Raw genomic sequence first — 14,897 nt, 5'->3', positions numbered from 1 at the left:
ATCCGTGGTATTTGGGGTTTTTTTCATGCAGGCGTATCAGCGCGATTTCATTCGTTTTGCCATCGATCGCGGCGTTTTGCGCTTCGGTGAGTTTACCCTGAAGTCCGGGCGCACCAGCCCTTACTTCTTTAATGCCGGCCTGTTCAACTCGGGTTCCGCGTTGGCGCAACTGGGTCGTTTCTACGCCGCCGCCATCACTGACAGCGGGATTCCTTTCGACGTGCTGTTCGGCCCGGCCTACAAGGGCATTCCGCTGGCAGCCACCACTGCCGTGGCATTGGCCGAGCACCACAACCGTGACCTGCCATGGTGCTTCAACCGCAAGGAAGCCAAGGCTCACGGCGAAGGTGGCAGCCTGGTCGGTGCGCCGCTGACCGGCGACGTGCTGATCATCGACGACGTGATCACCGCGGGTACCGCGATCCGTGAGGTGATGCAGATCATTGCCTCGCAGGACGGCGCCAGGGCCGCTGGCGTGCTGATCGCCCTGAACCGTCAGGAGCGCGGCAATGGCGAGCTGTCGGCCATCCAGGAAGTCGAGCGTGATTTCGGCATCCCGGTCATCAGCATCGTGTCGCTTAACCAGGTGCTGGAGTTCCTGGCCGACGATCCGCAGCTCAAGCAGCATCTGCCTGCCGTTGAAGCCTATCGCGCCCAGTTCGGCGTCTGATCGCTTCTTCCAGGCAAAAAAAAGACCCCGCTCAGTCAGGCTGAGCGGGGTCTTTCCATTTACGCGATCGCTTACGGACGCTTGCGATTGCTGATCAGCGTGCCCACACCGGTGTCGGTGAAGATTTCCAGCAGGATAGCGTTCGGCACGCGGCCGTCGATGATCAGCGAGCTGCCCACGCCGCCCTGAACCGCTTCCAGTGCGCAGCGGATCTTCGGCAGCATGCCGCCGTAGATGGTGCCGTCGGCGATCAGGTCGTCGACCTGCTGGGTGCTCAGGCCGGTCAGAACCTTGCCCGACTTGTCCATCAGGCCGGCGATGTTGGTTAGCAGCATCAGCTTCTCGGCTTTCAGCGCTTCGGCGACTTTACCGGCCACCAGGTCGGCGTTGATGTTGTACGACTCGCCGTTTTCACCCACGCCGATCGGCGCGATCACCGGGATGAAGTTGCCTTTGACCAGCAGGTTCAGCAGTTCGGTGTTGATCCCGACCACTTCGCCCACCTGACCGATGTCGATGATTTCCGGCTGGGTCATCTCCGGGGTCTGGCGGGTGACGGTGAGCTTCTTCGCCCGGATCAGTCCGGCGTCTTTGCCGGTCAGGCCGATGGCGCTGCCGCCGTGACGGTTGATCAGGTTGACGATGCTTTTGTTGACCTGGCCGCCAAGGACCATTTCCACCACGTCCATCGTCGCCGCGTCGGTGACGCGCATGCCGTCGACGAAGTGGCTTTCGATCGACAGGCGCTTGAGCAGATCACCGATCTGCGGGCCGCCGCCGTGAACCACCACCGGGTTGATGCCCACGGCTTTCATCAAGACGATGTCGCGGGCGAAGCCGGTTTTCAGCTCCTCGCTTTCCATCGCGTTGCCGCCGTATTTGATCACCAGGGTCTTGCCGACATAACGTCGGATGTAAGGCAACGCTTCGGACAGGACCTTGGCGGTTTGGGCGGCGGCTTCGCGTTCGAGGGTCATTCAGGGCTCCGGGTGAATCAGAACGGTAGTTGGAGATCAGGTGCAACGCGTTTCAACTGGGCATGGAACACAGCCTTGATGCGCTGCAATTCAGCCTCGTCATCGGCCTCGAAGCGCAGCACCAGCACCGGTGTGGTGTTGGACGCGCGCACCAGGCCCCAGCCTTTGGCGTAATCGACCCGCACGCCGTCAATGGTGGTCAGGTCGGCGCCTGAACCCCACTGCGCATCGTGCAGTGCATCAATGATGCTGAATTTGCTCTCTTCGGTCACATGGATATTGATTTCCGGCGTGGAAATATCGTTCGGGAAGGTCGCGAACAGCGTTTCCGCGTCGGATTTTTCCTTGCTGAGGATTTCCAGCAGCCGTGCGGCGCTGTAAATGCCGTCGTCGAAACCGAACCAGCGTTCCTTGAAGAAGATGTGTCCGCTCATTTCGCCGGCCAGCAACGCGCCGGACTGCTTCATTTTCTTTTTGATCAACGAGTGACCGGTCTTCCACATTAGCGACCGGCCGCCATATTCCTTGATCAGCGGGATCAGTCGGCGAGTGCATTTGACGTCGAAGATGATTTCCGCGCCCGGGTTGCGGGCCAGCACGTCGCGGGCGAACAGCATCAGCAGGCGATCCGGGAACACGATGCTGCCAGTGTTGGTCACCACGCCGACGCGGTCGCCGTCGCCGTCGAAGGCCAGACCGATGTCGGCCTTGGTTTCCTTGACCCTGGCGATCAGGTCGACGAGGTTTTCCGGTTTGCCCGGGTCCGGGTGGTGGTTCGGGAAGTTGCCGTCGACTTCGCAGAACAACGGGATGACTTCGCAGTTCAGCGCCTCGATCAGCTGCGGGGCGATTACGCCGGCCGCGCCGTTGCCGCAGTCGACCACGACTTTCAGGCGTCGGGCCAGTTTGATGTCCTGGACGATTTCGGTGGTGTAGCGGTCGAGGACCTCGACCTGGGTCACGCTGCCTGTGCCGCTGCTCAGATCGCCGCTTTTGATGCGCTCATGCAGCACCTGGATCTGTTCGTTGGCCAGGGTGTCGCCGGCGATCACGATCTTGAAACCGTTGTAATTCGACGGGTTGTGGCTGCCTGTGAGCATCACGCCGGATTTGCCGGCCAGCACGTTGGCGGCGTAGTACAGCGCAGGCGTCGGCACCAGGCCGACGTCGCTGACATGGCAGCCGCTTTCGGCGATGCCGCGAATCAGTTCTGCGACCAGTTCCGGGCCGGACAGGCGACCGTCACGACCGACGGATACGTTCGGTTCTCCCTGGGCCAGGCTCTGGGAGCCGATGGCGCGGCCGATCCAGTAGGCGGTTTCGGCATTGAGGAATTCCGGCACGGTGCCGCGAATGTCATAAGCGCGGAAGATGCTGTCGGGAAGCTGCGGGGCGACTTGGGCGGGGGTGCTCATCTGCGGAAATGCTCCATCTCGAAAGTGGCGGGACACACCGACGAATCATCTCGACGGCTGGCTCAAACTGAAGGGTATGACGGCGGTTTTCACAGAGAGTTCGTGGTGTGAAAGGGCCATGACGCCTTGTCCGGCGTGGCTTTGTCCTGCCAATGCCTTGATTTGCGGCGGTAAAACCAATTTCGAAGAGCAATCTATTTGTGGCGAGGGCGCTTGCTCCCGGCGGGGCGCGAAGTAGACCCGAAATCTTATGGGTGCTGCGCACCCAAGCGGGAGCAAGCTCCCTCGCCACAATGGATTTTCCTCGGTTACTTGGTGCCGGAGTGGCCGAAACCACCCGCGCCACGTTCGGTTTCGACGAACTCTTCAACCATTTCGAAGTGCGCCTGCACCACGGGCACCAGCACCAGCTGCGCCAGGCGCTCGCCCACCGGCATGGTGAATTCGGTCTGGCCGCGGTTCCAGCAGGAGACCATCAGCGGGCCCTGGTAGTCAGAGTCGATCAGGCCGACCAGATTGCCCAGCACGATGCCGTGCTTATGGCCCATGCCCGAGCGCGGCAGGATCAGTGCGGCGAGGTTCGGGTCGCCGATGTACACCGACAGCCCGGTAGGGATCAGCACGGTTTCACCCGGCTTGATCACGATGTCCTGTTCCAGCATGGCGCGCAGGTCGAGGCCGGCGGAGCCCGGTGTGGCGTATTGCGGCAGCGGGAATTCGGTACCGATGCGTGGGTCAAGGATCTTGGCTTGCAAAGCGTGCATGTAAATTAAACCTGGTTCAGACGTTCGGCGATAAAGGTGACGAGCTGGCGAGCGATCTTGCTCTTGCTGGTCTGGGCGAAAACCGTGGCGTGCAGCCCACGGTCGATGACGCTGCAGGCGTTTTCTTCGCTGTTGAAACCGATGCTCGGGTTGGCGACGTCGTTGGCGACGATCAGGTCGAGATTCTTGTCCTTCAGCTTGCGCGCAGCGTAGTCGAGCAGGTGTTCGGTCTCGGCGGCGAAACCGACACTGAACGGACGGTCAGGACGGGTGGCGATGGTGGCCAGGATGTCCGGGTTACGTACCATTTGCAGGACGAAGCCGTCACCGCTCGTAGGATCTTTCTTGAGTTTTTGCGGGGCGACGACTTCCGGACGGTAGTCCGCGACTGCCGCCGAGGCGATAAAGATGTCGCAAGGGATCGCGGCTTCGCAGGCAGCGAGCATGTCGCGGGCGCTAACGACGTCGATGCGGGTGACGCGATCCGGCGTCGGCAAATGCACCGGGCCGCTGATCAGCGTGACGCGGGCGCCGGCTTCCACCGCCGCTTCAGCCAGAGCGAAGCCCATTTTGCCGGAGCTGTGGTTGGTGATGTAGCGCACCGGGTCGATGTTTTCCTGGGTCGGGCCGGCGGTGATCACCACATGCTTGCCGGTCAGTGCCTGACGCTGGAAGCAGTCCGCCGCGAGCTGGGCCAGATCGGTGGCTTCCATCATGCGGCCCATGCCGACATCGCCGCAGGCCTGGCTGCCTGAAGCCGGGCCGAAGGTCTTCAGGCCACGGCTTTCGAGGAGTTGCAGGTTGGCCTGGGTCGCCGGGTCGCGCCACATGGCCTGGTTCATGGCCGGAGCGACTGCGACGATGGCGTCGGTGGCCAGCACCAGCGTGGTCAGCAGATCATTGGCGATGCCTTGGGCCAGACGGGCGAGCAGGTCGGCGGTGGCCGGGGCGATCAGCACCAGGTCGGCCCATTTGGCCAGTTCGATGTGGCCCATTGCCGCTTCGGCGGCCGGGTCGAGCAAGTCCAGGTGAACCGGGTGGCCGGACAGGGCCTGCATGGTCAGCGGGGTGATGAATTCGCTGCCGCCACGGGTCATGACCACGCGCACCTCGGCGCCCTGATCGATCAGGCGGCGCACAAGATCGGCGCTCTTGTAGGCAGCGATGCCGCCGCCGACGCCCAGAACGATGCGTTTCCGATACAGCCGCTGCATAGGTCTGCCTTTCATTTCGTGGGTGACATGCGTGGCGAAACCCCCTCCCCAGGGTGAATTCGCCCGCAAAAAAGATGGGCTACGATATCACAGCGACCGCTATGGAACAGCGGCGCCCATAGACAAGGAGTGTGTATGAGTATTCGCGATTGGCCGGCGGCGGAAAGGCCGCGGGAGAAGCTGCTTGAACAGGGCTCGGGAAGTCTTTCCGATGCCGAATTGCTGGCGATTTTTCTACGGACCGGCGTAGCCGGTAAAAGCGCGGTGGATCTGGCGCGACACTTGTTGAATCAGTTCGGCAGCCTGCGTGCGTTGCTGGAGGCTGATCTCGGTGCGTTCAGCGAACAATTGGGCCTGGGGCCGGCGAAGTTCGCCCAGTTGCAAGCTGTGCTGGAGATGGGGCGGCGGCACTTGGCCGAGCGCATGCGGCAGAAAACGGCGCTGGAGAATCCGCAAGTGGTCCGTGATTACCTCAAGGCCATGCTGCGCCACGAGCCGCACGAAGTGTTCGGCTGCCTGTTTCTGGATTCCAAGCATCAAGTGCTGACGTTCGAGCCGCTGTTTCGTGGCTCCATCGACAACACCGCCGTGCATCCCCGTGAAGTGGTGAAGCGCTCGTTGGCCAATAACGCGGCGGCCGTGATCCTGTGTCATAACCACCCGTCGGGGAACAGCGATCCCAGTCAGGCAGACCGTTTGCTGACCAAACGCCTGCAGAAGGCTCTGGAACTGATCGACGTGCGGGTGCTCGATCACTTCATCGTTGGCGATGGGGAGCCGTTGTCGATGGCGGAGTGTGGCTGGATGTAGCTTGCAGCGACTGCAGTCGCTGCAAGCCGGGGCGGATTACTTAAGGGTAACCTTGGAGTAATCCTGCCGCCCGAACGGGCTCACCGAATACCCCTGCACGTCCTTGCGTGTCAGCGCATACGCCGTCGGATGCGCCAGCGGCAGCCACAAGGCCTGCTGTTGGATCTGCGTCTGCGCCTGCTCATACAGCTTGGTGCGTACGCCTTGCTCGCTGGTGGTCTTGCCGGCACTGATCAGCTTGTCCAGATCAGCGTTGCAGTAGCGGGCGAAGTTGGTCCCGGACTTCACCGCCGCGCAGGAAAACTGCGGAGTGAGGAAGTTGTCCGGGTCGCCGTTGTCACCGGCCCAGCCCATGAACAGCAGGTCGTGTTCGCCGGCCTTGGCACGACGAATCAGTTCGCCCCATTCGATCACGCGGATTTCCGCCTGAATGCCGATTTCCGCCAGGTCCGATTGCAGCAATTGCGCGCCAAGGCTCGGGTTCGGGTTGAGCAGGCTGCCGGACGGGCGCGTCCAGATGGTGGTCTGGAAACCGTCCTTCAGGCCGGCCTTGGCCAGTAAGGCTTTGGCTTTGGCCACATCGTGCGGGTAGCCCGGCAAATTCTTGGCGTAGCTCCAGGTATTCGGCGGGTACGGGCCGTTGGCGGGTTCGGCGGTATCTTCGAACACGGCCTTGAGGTAATTGGCCTTGTCGAAGGCGAGGTTGATCGCCTGACGCACTTCCGGCTTGTCCAGCGGCGGATGCTGACTGTTGATGCCGACGAATGCGGTCATGAACGCGTCAGTCTTTTCGACTTTCAGCATCGGCTCTTCCTTGGCGGCCTGCACGTCCAGTGGTTTGGGCGACAGGGCAATCTGGCATTCGTTACGCCGCAGCTTTTGCAGACGCACGTTGGCGTCCGGGGTGATGGCGAAGATCAGCGGATCCACCGCTGGCTTGCCGCCGAAGTAATCCGGGTTGGCCCTGTAGCGAACCGATGCGTCTTTCTGGAACCGGGTGAACACGAACGGGCCGGTGCCGATCGGCTGGCTGTTGAGCTTGTCGGTAGTGCCGGCCTTCAGCAGTTTGTCGGCGTACTCGGCGGAGTAGATCGAGGCGAAGCCCATGCTCAGGGTCGCCAGGAATGTCGAGTCCGGATGGTCGAGGGTAAAACGCACGGTCAGCGGATCCAGCGCGTCGATCTTCTTGATCAGGCTGGGCAACTGCATCGACTGAGCGTGGGGAAAGCCGCTCTGGGCGACCTTGTGCCATGGATTGGCCGGGTCGAGCATGCGGTCGAAGCTGAATTTGACGTCTTCGGCGGTCAGTTCGCGGGTCGGCTTGAAGTACTCGGTGCTGTGGAATTTCACCTGCGGGTGCAGTTTGAATATATAAGTCAGGCCGTCGGTGCTGACTTCCCAGCTGTCGGCCAGGCTCGGGACCACTTTTCCGGTCGCCGTATCGAAGTCCACCAGGCGGTTCATCAACACATCGGCCGAGGCGTTGGTGGTGGTCAGCGAGTTGTACTGCACCACGTCGAACCCTTCGGGGCTGGCCTCGGTGCACACGCTCAGGGCGGCGGCATGGGCCAGGGGGCTCAGCATTAACGGGGCGAGCAGCAGGGGGAGGGCAGCGAGGCGCATGGTCGGCTTCCTTTACAGATCGAAGGCCCATCTGCAAGTGCAGTCTGGAAAAGGCCTACCCTAGTGGTCGCGATTGCAAATGACTATCCCCTTTTTGCTTTTTCGGGGCATGGGAGCGGGGAAAATGTCCGAAATGACGGCAGGAAAAGTCGCGATTGCAGGTATGATCGATTTTCTTCGACGAATGGTAAAAATTGCCGGCAGCCTTTACCCAAGGCGCTTGCAGGCGAGAAAAACGGCTTTTTAGCCATTCATTGCGCACGGAAAGTTGTTGCTCCGTGGTCTTTCTGGTATAAAGCAGCGCTCTTTTCTAGGGGCCCGGTTCCTTCGCTTGTAGGTGTAGCCGGTAAGACCTCTAAAGAATCGCGGCGCCTGGCGCCACAATGACTAGAGATTAAGCGGCCAACCCATGCCGGGTTGGGCATGTGGTTTTAGAGGGCTGAGGCATGTCTAGAGTATGTCAAGTTACCGGTAAGGGTCCGGTAACCGGGAATAACATTTCCCACGCAAACAACAAAACCCGTCGTCGTTTCCTGCCGAACCTGCAGCATCACCGCTTCTGGGTTGAAGAAGAGAAACGTTTCGTACGCCTGCGCGTTTCCGCCAAAGGCATGCGCATCATCGACAAGCGTGGCATCAGCGTTGTGCTGGCCGAGCTGCGTCGCGACGGCAAGATCTAAGGGAGCTAATCATGCGTGAATTGATTCGTTTGATCTCGAGCGCCGGTACTGGTCACTTCTACACTACCGACAAGAACAAGCGTACTACCCCGGACAAAATCGAGATCAAGAAATATGATCCGGTTGTTCGCAAGCACGTGATCTACAAGGAAGGCAAAATCAAGTAATTGATTTTCCCGACCGACGAAAAAGGCCCGTATCTCACGATACGGGCCTTTTTTGTTGCCTGGCGAAAGGCCTCAGGCCTTCTGTTCGAAGATCACATAGACCTTGCGGCAGGCTTCCAGCACTTCCCAGGTGCCACTGAAACCGGCCGGGATCACGAAGCGGTCGCCCACACGCAGGGTCTTGGCATTGCCTTCGCTGTCTCGCAGCACTGAAACACCCTGCAGGATTTCGCAGTATTCATGCTCGGTGTAATTCACGGTCCACTGACCGACCGCGCCTTCCCACACGCCGACGCCCATCTGCCCGCAAGGGCTGTCGTACTGATTGAACACCGCCTGCTCGGGATCGCCTTTCAGTACCTTGACCGGATCAGGCCGATAGCGTTCGGCCTGGTCCATGGTCAGGCTGATGTCGACGACGTTCTGGATGTTCATTGTTGTTTTCTCCTGTGGTGACGGCGCGGTGGCTTGAAAGGGCCAAAGTCTATGTTTATTAAAATGAACACCGCAAGGCCGTATGGCGAGCTTATGTCAAATATATTGAAACAACCCCGGCCGCTGGTTTAGGGTGGCGGGTGCCTTGGGCCGAAAACAGGCTGGCCGGGCAGAATTCCTGAGGACGCCGGCGAAGATCGCGCGGCGCTCGTACTCAACAAGAGGAGGACACTCGAATGACCACCCTGACTCGTGCCGACTGGGAACAACGCGCCCGTGACCTGAAGATCGAAGGTCGCGCCTACCTCAATGGCGAGTACACCGATGCCGTCTCCGGCGAGACTTTCGAGTGCATCAGCCCGGTCGATGGCCGTCTGCTGGGCAAGATTGCCAGTTGTGACGCCGCCGACGCCCAGCGCGCAGTGGAAAACGCCCGCGCCACCTTCAATTCCGGCGTCTGGTCGCGCCTGGCGCCGACCAAACGCAAAGCCACCATGATCCGTTTTGCTGGCCTGCTCAAGCAGCACGCCGAAGAACTGGCCCTGCTCGAAACCCTCGACATGGGCAAACCGATCAGCGATTCGTTGTACATCGACGTCCCGGGCGCGGCGCAAGCGCTGAGCTGGAGCGGTGAAGCGATCGACAAGATCTACGACGAAGTCGCCGCTACTCCGCACGACCAACTGGGTCTGGTCACCCGCGAGCCAGTGGGCGTGGTCGGTGCCATCGTGCCGTGGAACTTCCCGTTGATGATGGCCTGCTGGAAACTGGGTCCGGCGCTGTCGACCGGTAACTCGGTGATTCTCAAGCCATCGGAAAAGTCTCCGCTGACGGCCATCCGCATCGCCGCCCTGGCGGTCGAGGCCGGTATTCCGAAAGGCGTGTTCAACGTGCTGCCAGGTTATGGCCATACCGTCGGCAAGGCGCTCGCGTTGCACATGGACGTCGATACCCTGGTGTTCACCGGTTCGACCAAAATCGCCAAACAACTGATGATCTACTCCGGCGAATCGAACATGAAGCGCGTCTGGCTGGAAGCCGGTGGCAAGAGCCCGAACATCGTATTTGCCGATGCACCGGACCTGCAGGCTGCGGCCGAATCCGCCGCCAGCGCCATCGCCTTCAACCAGGGCGAGGTCTGCACCGCCGGTTCCCGTCTGCTGGTCGAGCGTTCGATCAAGGACAAATTCCTGCCGATGGTGATCGAGGCGCTGAAAGCCTGGAAACCGGGCAATCCGCTGGACCCGGCCACCAATGTCGGTGCGCTGGTCGATACCCAGCAGATGAACACCGTGCTGTCCTACATCGAGTCGGGCCACACTGACGGCGCCAAACTGGTGGCCGGCGGCAAGCGCATTCTTCAGGAAACCGGTGGCACCTACGTTGAACCGACGATTTTCGACGGCGTGAGTAACGCGATGAAGATTGCCCAGGAAGAGATCTTTGGCCCGGTGCTGTCGGTCATCGCCTTCGACACGGCCGAGGAAGCGATCAGCATCGCCAACGACACGCCTTACGGCCTGGCGGCAGCGGTCTGGACTCGGGACATTTCCAAGGCGCACCTCACCGCCAAGGCATTGCGTGCCGGCAGCGTGTGGGTCAACCAGTACGATGGCGGCGACATGACCGCACCGTTCGGCGGCTTCAAACAGTCGGGCAACGGCCGCGACAAGTCGCTGCACGCGTTTGACAAATACACCGAGCTGAAGGCGACCTGGATCAAGCTGTAAACCGTTGAGGGGAGCCCGGGCACCCCGGGCTCCCTGACGAAACAGAGATCCCATGTGGGAGCGAGCCTGCTCGCGAAAGCGGTGTGACAGTCGACATACATGTTGAATTTGACGCCGCTTTCGCGAGCAGGCTCGCTCCCACATTGGTTTTGTGTGAATAAAAAATATCCACAGGAGCGTGGACCATGCGTTGGGCGACGTATTTCGCCGTGTTGGCGTCTGTCTTGAGTGTTGGCCTGGCCCTTGGCGTCAGCATGCCGTTGGTGTCGTTGCGTCTGGAAGGCTGGGGTTATGGTTCGTTCGCCATCGGTGTGATGGCGGCGATGCCGGCCATTGGCGTGTTGCTGGGAGCGAAGGTGTCGAGTCATCTGGCGGCGCGCTTCGGCACGGCGAACCTGATGCGTCTGTGCCTATGGGGCGGGGCATTGTCCATCGGTCTGTTGGCGCTGCTGCCGAGCTACCCGATCTGGCTGGTGCTGCGCTTGATGATCGGGGTGATCCTGACCATCGTCTTCATCCTCGGCGAAAGCTGGATCAACCAGCTGGTGGTCGAGCAGTGGCGCGGACGGCTGGTGGCGCTGTATGGCAGCAGTTATGCGTTGAGCCAACTGTCTGGTCCGTTGCTGCTGGGCGCGCTCGGCACCGAACATGATTACGGCTTTTGGGTCGGGGTCGCTCTGCTGATGACTTCACCGTTGTTGTTGCTGGGACGCAGCGGGGCGCCGAGCAGCGAGGCCAGCAGCGTGACCTTCGGCGATCTGTGGGGTTTCAGTCGCGAGTTGCCGGCGATTGCCTGGGCGGTGTCGCTGTTCGCCGCGTTCGAGGCGATGATCCTGACTCTGTTGCCGGTGTACTGCCTGCAACAGGGCTTCACGGCGGAAATCGCGCTGGCGATGGTCAGCACCGTGGTGGTGGGCGATGCGCTGCTGCAGTTGCCCATCGGGGCGCTGGCCGATTACCTGTCACGGCGGAGCTTGTTCGCCGGTTGCGCGGTGGTCCTGATGTTGTCGAGCCTGGCGATTCCCATACTGCTCGACACCTTGCTGATCTGGCCGTTGTGGGTGTTGTTCGGCGCCAGTGCCGGTGGCTTGTTCACGCTGTCGCTGATCTTGATCGGCGAGCGCTACCGCGACGATGCGCTGGTACGCGCCAATGCGCATGTCGCGCAGTTGTGGGGCGTTGGTTGTCTGATCGGGCCATTGGCAGCGGGAGCGGGCAGTCAATGGATCAGCGGGCACGCGTTGCCTTGGTTCATGGCCGCCGGGGCGTTCGGGCTGGTGATTCTGCTGTTGCGGCAAGGGGCGTTCGGCAAGGTGCCGGAGCCTGCCTGACGCCTTGGCCGGGGCGGATGACTACAGCATCCGCTCCAGGCCTACCGTGGTGCTGAACCAGGCATTGAAGCGCCGCCACCAGCTGCCGGGTTCCTTGGTCAGCGTGTGCATCTGGCCGTTGTCTTCGGTGACCCAGACGATTTTTCCATTTTGAAGTTTTGCCTCGTAGCTCAGCGCCGGCGCCATGCCCTGCAAGGCCAGATCCCGAACATGGGCAGCCAGTTCGGGGCTGTCCACCAGCACGCCGACTTCGGTGTTCCACAGCACCGAGCGCGGGTCGAAGTTGAATGAGCCAATAAACGATTTTTTCCCGTCGAAGATCATCGCCTTGCTGTGCAGGCTGGAGTCCGAGCCACGAAACGACTTGCTGTAAAACAAGTGCGGGCCACTGCCGAAGTTATCCCCAGGCTGGCGCCGCAGCTCAAACAGCTTCACGCCATGCTCCAGCAATGCCTTGCGATACGGCGCATAACCCCCGTGTACCGCTGGCACGTCGGTGGCTTCCAGCGAGTTGGTCAGCAGGCTCACCGACACGCCCGCATCAGCCCGTCCGGTCAGGTAAACCAGGCCCGGCTGGCCCGGCACGAAGTACGCGGAAATCATCATCAGTTCTTTGCTCACACTCCGCAGCTCCGGTGCCAGTTGCGTGGTCAGCAGCAGCTGCGGATCTGGTTCGCCGTCCGCCAGCACCTTGCTCGGTGCGTCCCACAGCGCCTGGTTCCAGGCCCAGATCAGCTCCCGCCGCCAGATGTCCATGCGCGGATGAGTGGTGAAGGTCATCAGCTGTTGGTAGAGCGCGTGATTCTGTTTGCGGGTTTCCTCCAGGGATTCTTCCAGGCGCGTGCGGGTGTTTTGCAGATCCTTGGCCGAGGGCTTGCTGGAGAGGAATTCCTCGATCGGCTTGCTCAGGGCGCTGTTCCAGTATTGATCGAAGCCGTGCCCGAGTTGTTCGGCGACCGGTCCGACGCTGAGCATGTCGATGTCGGTGAAGTTCAGGTTGGGCTCGGCATCGAAATACTCGTCACCCAGATTACGTCCGCCGACGATCGCGGCGCTGTTGTCCGCCAGCCACAGTTTGTTATGCATCCGTCGGTGTTGCTGCGACAGGTTGAACAACCGGCCAGCGGTCCGGGTCACGCCGGTGCTGCGGCCCAGGTGCAGTGGATTGAACAGGCGGATCTGGATGTTCGGATGCGCTGCCAGCGTGGCAATGATCAAATCGAGGCCGTCGCTGGTGGTGTCATCCAGCAGAATCCGCACCCGTACGCCACGGTCGGCAGCCTTCAACACTTCTTCCACCAGCATGCGGGTGCTGATGCCGTCGTGGACGATGTAGTACTGCAGGTCGAGGCTGCTCTGGGCATTGCGGATCAGCTCGGCGCGGGCGGTGAAGGCTTCGGTGCTGTTGGACAGCAGGCGAAACCCCGACTGACCTTTGTACGGTGCGGCCTGGGCCTGGATGGAGCGTCCGAAACTCGATGCCGAGGCCGGCAATGCCTGGCTTGGCTCGCGTGGCACGTCGAGGGTCGCGCAACCGCCCAGGAGCGCGGCGAGTAGAGGCAGGGCAAGCAGGGGCTGTCTGAGGCTCACGCGGGATCGTTCCGATTGGCAGCAAGGGTCGGCATATGGACGCGGGGCTTTTGAAAAAGGTCAGTCGGTTTCTGCGAGCAATTTGATCGCCGCCGCACCGACTTTGCGCACGGCTTCTTCGATGAGCGGTGTCGGCTTCGCAGCGTAGTTCATGCGCAGGCAATTGCGATACTTGCCCGAGGCGGAAAAAATGCTGCCGACGGCAATCTGTACGCCCTGATCGTGCAGCGCACGATTCAGTTTCAGGGTATCGAAACCTTCCGGCAATTCGACCCAGAGCATGAAGCTGCCCTGTGGACGGCTGGCGCGGGTGCCGGCAGGGAAATAACGGGTCACCCAGTCGATCATCACGTCGCGATTGCGCTGATATTGAGTGCGCATCCGCCGCAAATGCGGTTCGAAGTGGCCGGCCTTGAGAAATTCGGCGATGGCAATCTGTGGCTGTGGTGCGGTGGAACCGGTGCTGATGTATTTCATGTGCAACACCCGTTCGAGGTAGCGGCCCGGCGCGACCCAGCCGATGCGCAGCCCCGGCGCGAGGGTCTTGGAAAACGAGCTGCACAGCAGCACGCGACCGTCTTCGTCGAAGGATTTGATCGTGCGCGGACGCGGGTAGGTGTAGGCCAGTTCGCCATACACATCGTCCTCGATGATCGCCACGTCGAAGCGCTGTGCCAGCGTCAGCAACGCACGTTTGCGCGACTCCGGCATGATGTAGCCGAGGGGGTTGTTGCAGTTGGGCGTGAGCTGGATGACCTTGATCGGCCATTGCTCCAGCGCCAGTTCCAGTGCTTCGAGACTGATGCCGGTGAGCGGGTCGGTGGGGATTTCCAGGGCTTTCATGCCCAGCCCCTTGAGGGTCTGCATGGCGCCGTGAAAGCTCGGCGAGTCCACCGCGACGATATCCCCGGGCTCGCAGATCGCGTGGATGCTGGTGGACAGCGCTTCGTGGCAACCGGTGGTGACGACGAGGTCGCTGGCGCTCAACTGGCAGCCGGAATCGAGCATCAATCGGGCGATCTGTTCGCGCAGTTCGAGGGTGCCGTGGATGTTGTCGTAATACAGACCGGGCATGTCCTGACGGCGGCTGATACGGGCCAGTCCGCGCAGCAGCGGTTTCATCGTCGGTGACGAGATGTCCGGCATGCCGCGACCGAGTTGCACGACGTCCTTGCGCGGTACGGCGCGAATCAGTTCCAGCACTTGATCCCACTGGGAAATCTCCACCGGGCGCTGGGCCGGACGCCCGATTGCCGGCAGTTCGGGAAGCTCGCGGCCGACCGGCACGAAGTACCCGGATTTGGGTTTCGGGGTGGCTAGGCCGCTGTCTTCCAGCATTCGATAGGCCTGCTGCACCGTGCTCAGGCTGACCCCATGTTCTACGCTCAAGGCGCGCACCGACGGCAGGCGATCACCAGGACGGTAGAAGCCTTGTTCGATGCGGGTGCCGAGCAGTTCGGCAAGGTTCACATACAGGGTCATGGCACTGCC

General features: G+C 61.3%; 13 protein-coding genes and 1 pseudogene. 6 read left to right on the top strand and 8 right to left on the bottom strand.

The genetic code is table 11. The features are described from left to right. The first annotated feature begins 25 nt into the window (after positions 1–25). On the top strand, positions 26–670 hold the full coding sequence (pyrE, locus tag ACK6BI_RS02925) for an orotate phosphoribosyltransferase (RefSeq protein ID WP_409315921.1): 645 nt from the start codon (positions 26–28) through the stop codon (positions 668–670). Positions 671–741: 71 nt separating this feature from the next. Here the strand turns inward: pyrE and argB are convergent, their stop codons facing one another. The 4 genes and pseudogenes from argB to coaBC form a co-directional block, all read right to left on the bottom strand. Then, positions 742–1,647: an acetylglutamate kinase gene (argB, locus tag ACK6BI_RS02920; RefSeq protein ID WP_065258175.1), complete on the bottom strand. Its 906-nt coding sequence runs from the start codon at positions 1,645–1,647 to the stop codon at positions 742–744. Between the two features lie 17 nt (positions 1,648–1,664). After that, positions 1,665–3,068: pseudogene (locus ACK6BI_RS02915) on the bottom strand (phosphomannomutase/phosphoglucomutase); the annotation flags it as partial. 302 nt (positions 3,069–3,370) lie between these two features. Beyond that, a complete protein-coding gene (gene dut / locus ACK6BI_RS02910; RefSeq protein WP_065258173.1) occupies positions 3,371–3,826 on the bottom strand; it encodes a dUTP diphosphatase in 456 nt (151 codons plus the stop codon). A gap of 5 nt (positions 3,827–3,831) precedes the next feature. Next, entirely contained in the window at positions 3,832–5,040 is a 1,209-nt protein-coding gene (coaBC, locus tag ACK6BI_RS02905; protein WP_085708873.1) for a bifunctional phosphopantothenoylcysteine decarboxylase/phosphopantothenate--cysteine ligase CoaBC, read from the bottom strand. A gap of 135 nt (positions 5,041–5,175) precedes the next feature. Here coaBC and radC point away from each other — a divergent pair, with 135 nt between their 5' ends. Beyond that, positions 5,176–5,850, top strand: coding sequence for a RadC family protein (gene radC / locus ACK6BI_RS02900; RefSeq protein WP_409315920.1), 675 nt, complete (start codon positions 5,176–5,178; stop codon positions 5,848–5,850). A 36-nt stretch (positions 5,851–5,886) separates the two neighbouring features. Here the strand turns inward: radC and ACK6BI_RS02895 are convergent, their stop codons facing one another. Then, on the bottom strand, positions 5,887–7,473 hold the full coding sequence (locus ACK6BI_RS02895) for an ABC transporter substrate-binding protein (RefSeq protein ID WP_409315919.1): 1,587 nt from the start codon (positions 7,471–7,473) through the stop codon (positions 5,887–5,889). Positions 7,474–7,919: 446 nt separating this feature from the next. Here ACK6BI_RS02895 and rpmB point away from each other — a divergent pair, with 446 nt between their 5' ends. Both rpmB and rpmG read left to right on the top strand, forming a co-directional pair. After that, positions 7,920–8,153, top strand: a complete 234-nt coding sequence (gene rpmB, locus ACK6BI_RS02890; protein WP_003229474.1) for a 50S ribosomal protein L28 — start codon at positions 7,920–7,922, stop codon at positions 8,151–8,153. Between the two features lie 11 nt (positions 8,154–8,164). Further along, entirely contained in the window at positions 8,165–8,320 is a 156-nt protein-coding gene (gene rpmG, locus ACK6BI_RS02885; protein ID WP_003177274.1) for a 50S ribosomal protein L33, read from the top strand. 72 nt (positions 8,321–8,392) lie between these two features. On the opposite strand, the gene ACK6BI_RS02880 is transcribed toward rpmG, so the two are convergent. Next, positions 8,393–8,755, bottom strand: a complete 363-nt coding sequence (locus tag ACK6BI_RS02880; RefSeq protein WP_409315918.1) for a cupin domain-containing protein — start codon at positions 8,753–8,755, stop codon at positions 8,393–8,395. A 236-nt stretch (positions 8,756–8,991) separates the two neighbouring features. Between ACK6BI_RS02880 and ACK6BI_RS02875 the strand changes: the two genes are divergently transcribed. Both ACK6BI_RS02875 and ACK6BI_RS02870 read left to right on the top strand, forming a co-directional pair. Continuing rightward, the gene (locus ACK6BI_RS02875; RefSeq protein WP_409315917.1) at positions 8,992–10,485 is read left to right on the top strand and encodes an aldehyde dehydrogenase; all 1,494 of its coding nucleotides are present in this window, start codon (positions 8,992–8,994) and stop codon (positions 10,483–10,485) included. A gap of 185 nt (positions 10,486–10,670) precedes the next feature. Beyond that, complete coding sequence (locus ACK6BI_RS02870; RefSeq protein WP_409315916.1) at positions 10,671–11,816, top strand: MFS transporter; 1,146 nt, start codon at positions 10,671–10,673, stop codon at positions 11,814–11,816. 21 nt (positions 11,817–11,837) lie between these two features. Here ACK6BI_RS02870 and ACK6BI_RS02865 read toward each other — a convergent pair whose 3' ends face one another. Further along, positions 11,838–13,406: a phospholipase D family protein gene (locus ACK6BI_RS02865; RefSeq protein ID WP_409315915.1), complete on the bottom strand. Its 1,569-nt coding sequence runs from the start codon at positions 13,404–13,406 to the stop codon at positions 11,838–11,840. Between the two features lie 60 nt (positions 13,407–13,466). Next, on the bottom strand, positions 13,467–14,888 hold the full coding sequence (locus ACK6BI_RS02860) for a PLP-dependent aminotransferase family protein (protein WP_065258165.1): 1,422 nt from the start codon (positions 14,886–14,888) through the stop codon (positions 13,467–13,469). Positions 14,889–14,897 lie beyond the last annotated feature (9 nt).

The sequence above is a fragment of the Pseudomonas sp. KCJK9016 genome, from assembly GCF_046231795.1.
Taxonomy (GTDB): Bacteria; Pseudomonadota; Gammaproteobacteria; order Pseudomonadales; family Pseudomonadaceae; genus Aquipseudomonas; species Aquipseudomonas bananamidigenes.
Note: the sequence above shows the minus strand (reverse complement) of the source record. Positions and strands in the feature narration are given on the sequence as shown.

What these genes read in the sequence shown, in the direction of transcription:
- pyrE (WP_409315921.1), top strand. Translation starts at nt 26, where the DNA reads ATGCAGGCGTATCAGCGCGATTTCATTCGTTTTGCCATCGATCGCGGC.
- argB (WP_065258175.1), bottom strand. Translation starts at nt 1,647, where the DNA reads ATGACCCTCGAACGCGAAGCCGCCGCCCAAACCGCCAAGGTCCTGTCC.
- dut (WP_065258173.1), bottom strand. Translation starts at nt 3,826, where the DNA reads ATGCACGCTTTGCAAGCCAAGATCCTTGACCCACGCATCGGTACCGAA.
- coaBC (WP_085708873.1), bottom strand. Translation starts at nt 5,040, where the DNA reads ATGCAGCGGCTGTATCGGAAACGCATCGTTCTGGGCGTCGGCGGCGGC.
- radC (WP_409315920.1), top strand. Translation starts at nt 5,176, where the DNA reads ATGAGTATTCGCGATTGGCCGGCGGCGGAAAGGCCGCGGGAGAAGCTG.
- ACK6BI_RS02895 (WP_409315919.1), bottom strand. Translation starts at nt 7,473, where the DNA reads ATGCGCCTCGCTGCCCTCCCCCTGCTGCTCGCCCCGTTAATGCTGAGC.
- rpmB (WP_003229474.1), top strand. Translation starts at nt 7,920, where the DNA reads ATGTCTAGAGTATGTCAAGTTACCGGTAAGGGTCCGGTAACCGGGAAT.
- rpmG (WP_003177274.1), top strand. Translation starts at nt 8,165, where the DNA reads ATGCGTGAATTGATTCGTTTGATCTCGAGCGCCGGTACTGGTCACTTC.
- ACK6BI_RS02880 (WP_409315918.1), bottom strand. Translation starts at nt 8,755, where the DNA reads ATGAACATCCAGAACGTCGTCGACATCAGCCTGACCATGGACCAGGCC.
- ACK6BI_RS02875 (WP_409315917.1), top strand. Translation starts at nt 8,992, where the DNA reads ATGACCACCCTGACTCGTGCCGACTGGGAACAACGCGCCCGTGACCTG.
- ACK6BI_RS02870 (WP_409315916.1), top strand. Translation starts at nt 10,671, where the DNA reads ATGCGTTGGGCGACGTATTTCGCCGTGTTGGCGTCTGTCTTGAGTGTT.
- ACK6BI_RS02860 (WP_065258165.1), bottom strand. Translation starts at nt 14,888, where the DNA reads ATGACCCTGTATGTGAACCTTGCCGAACTGCTCGGCACCCGCATCGAA.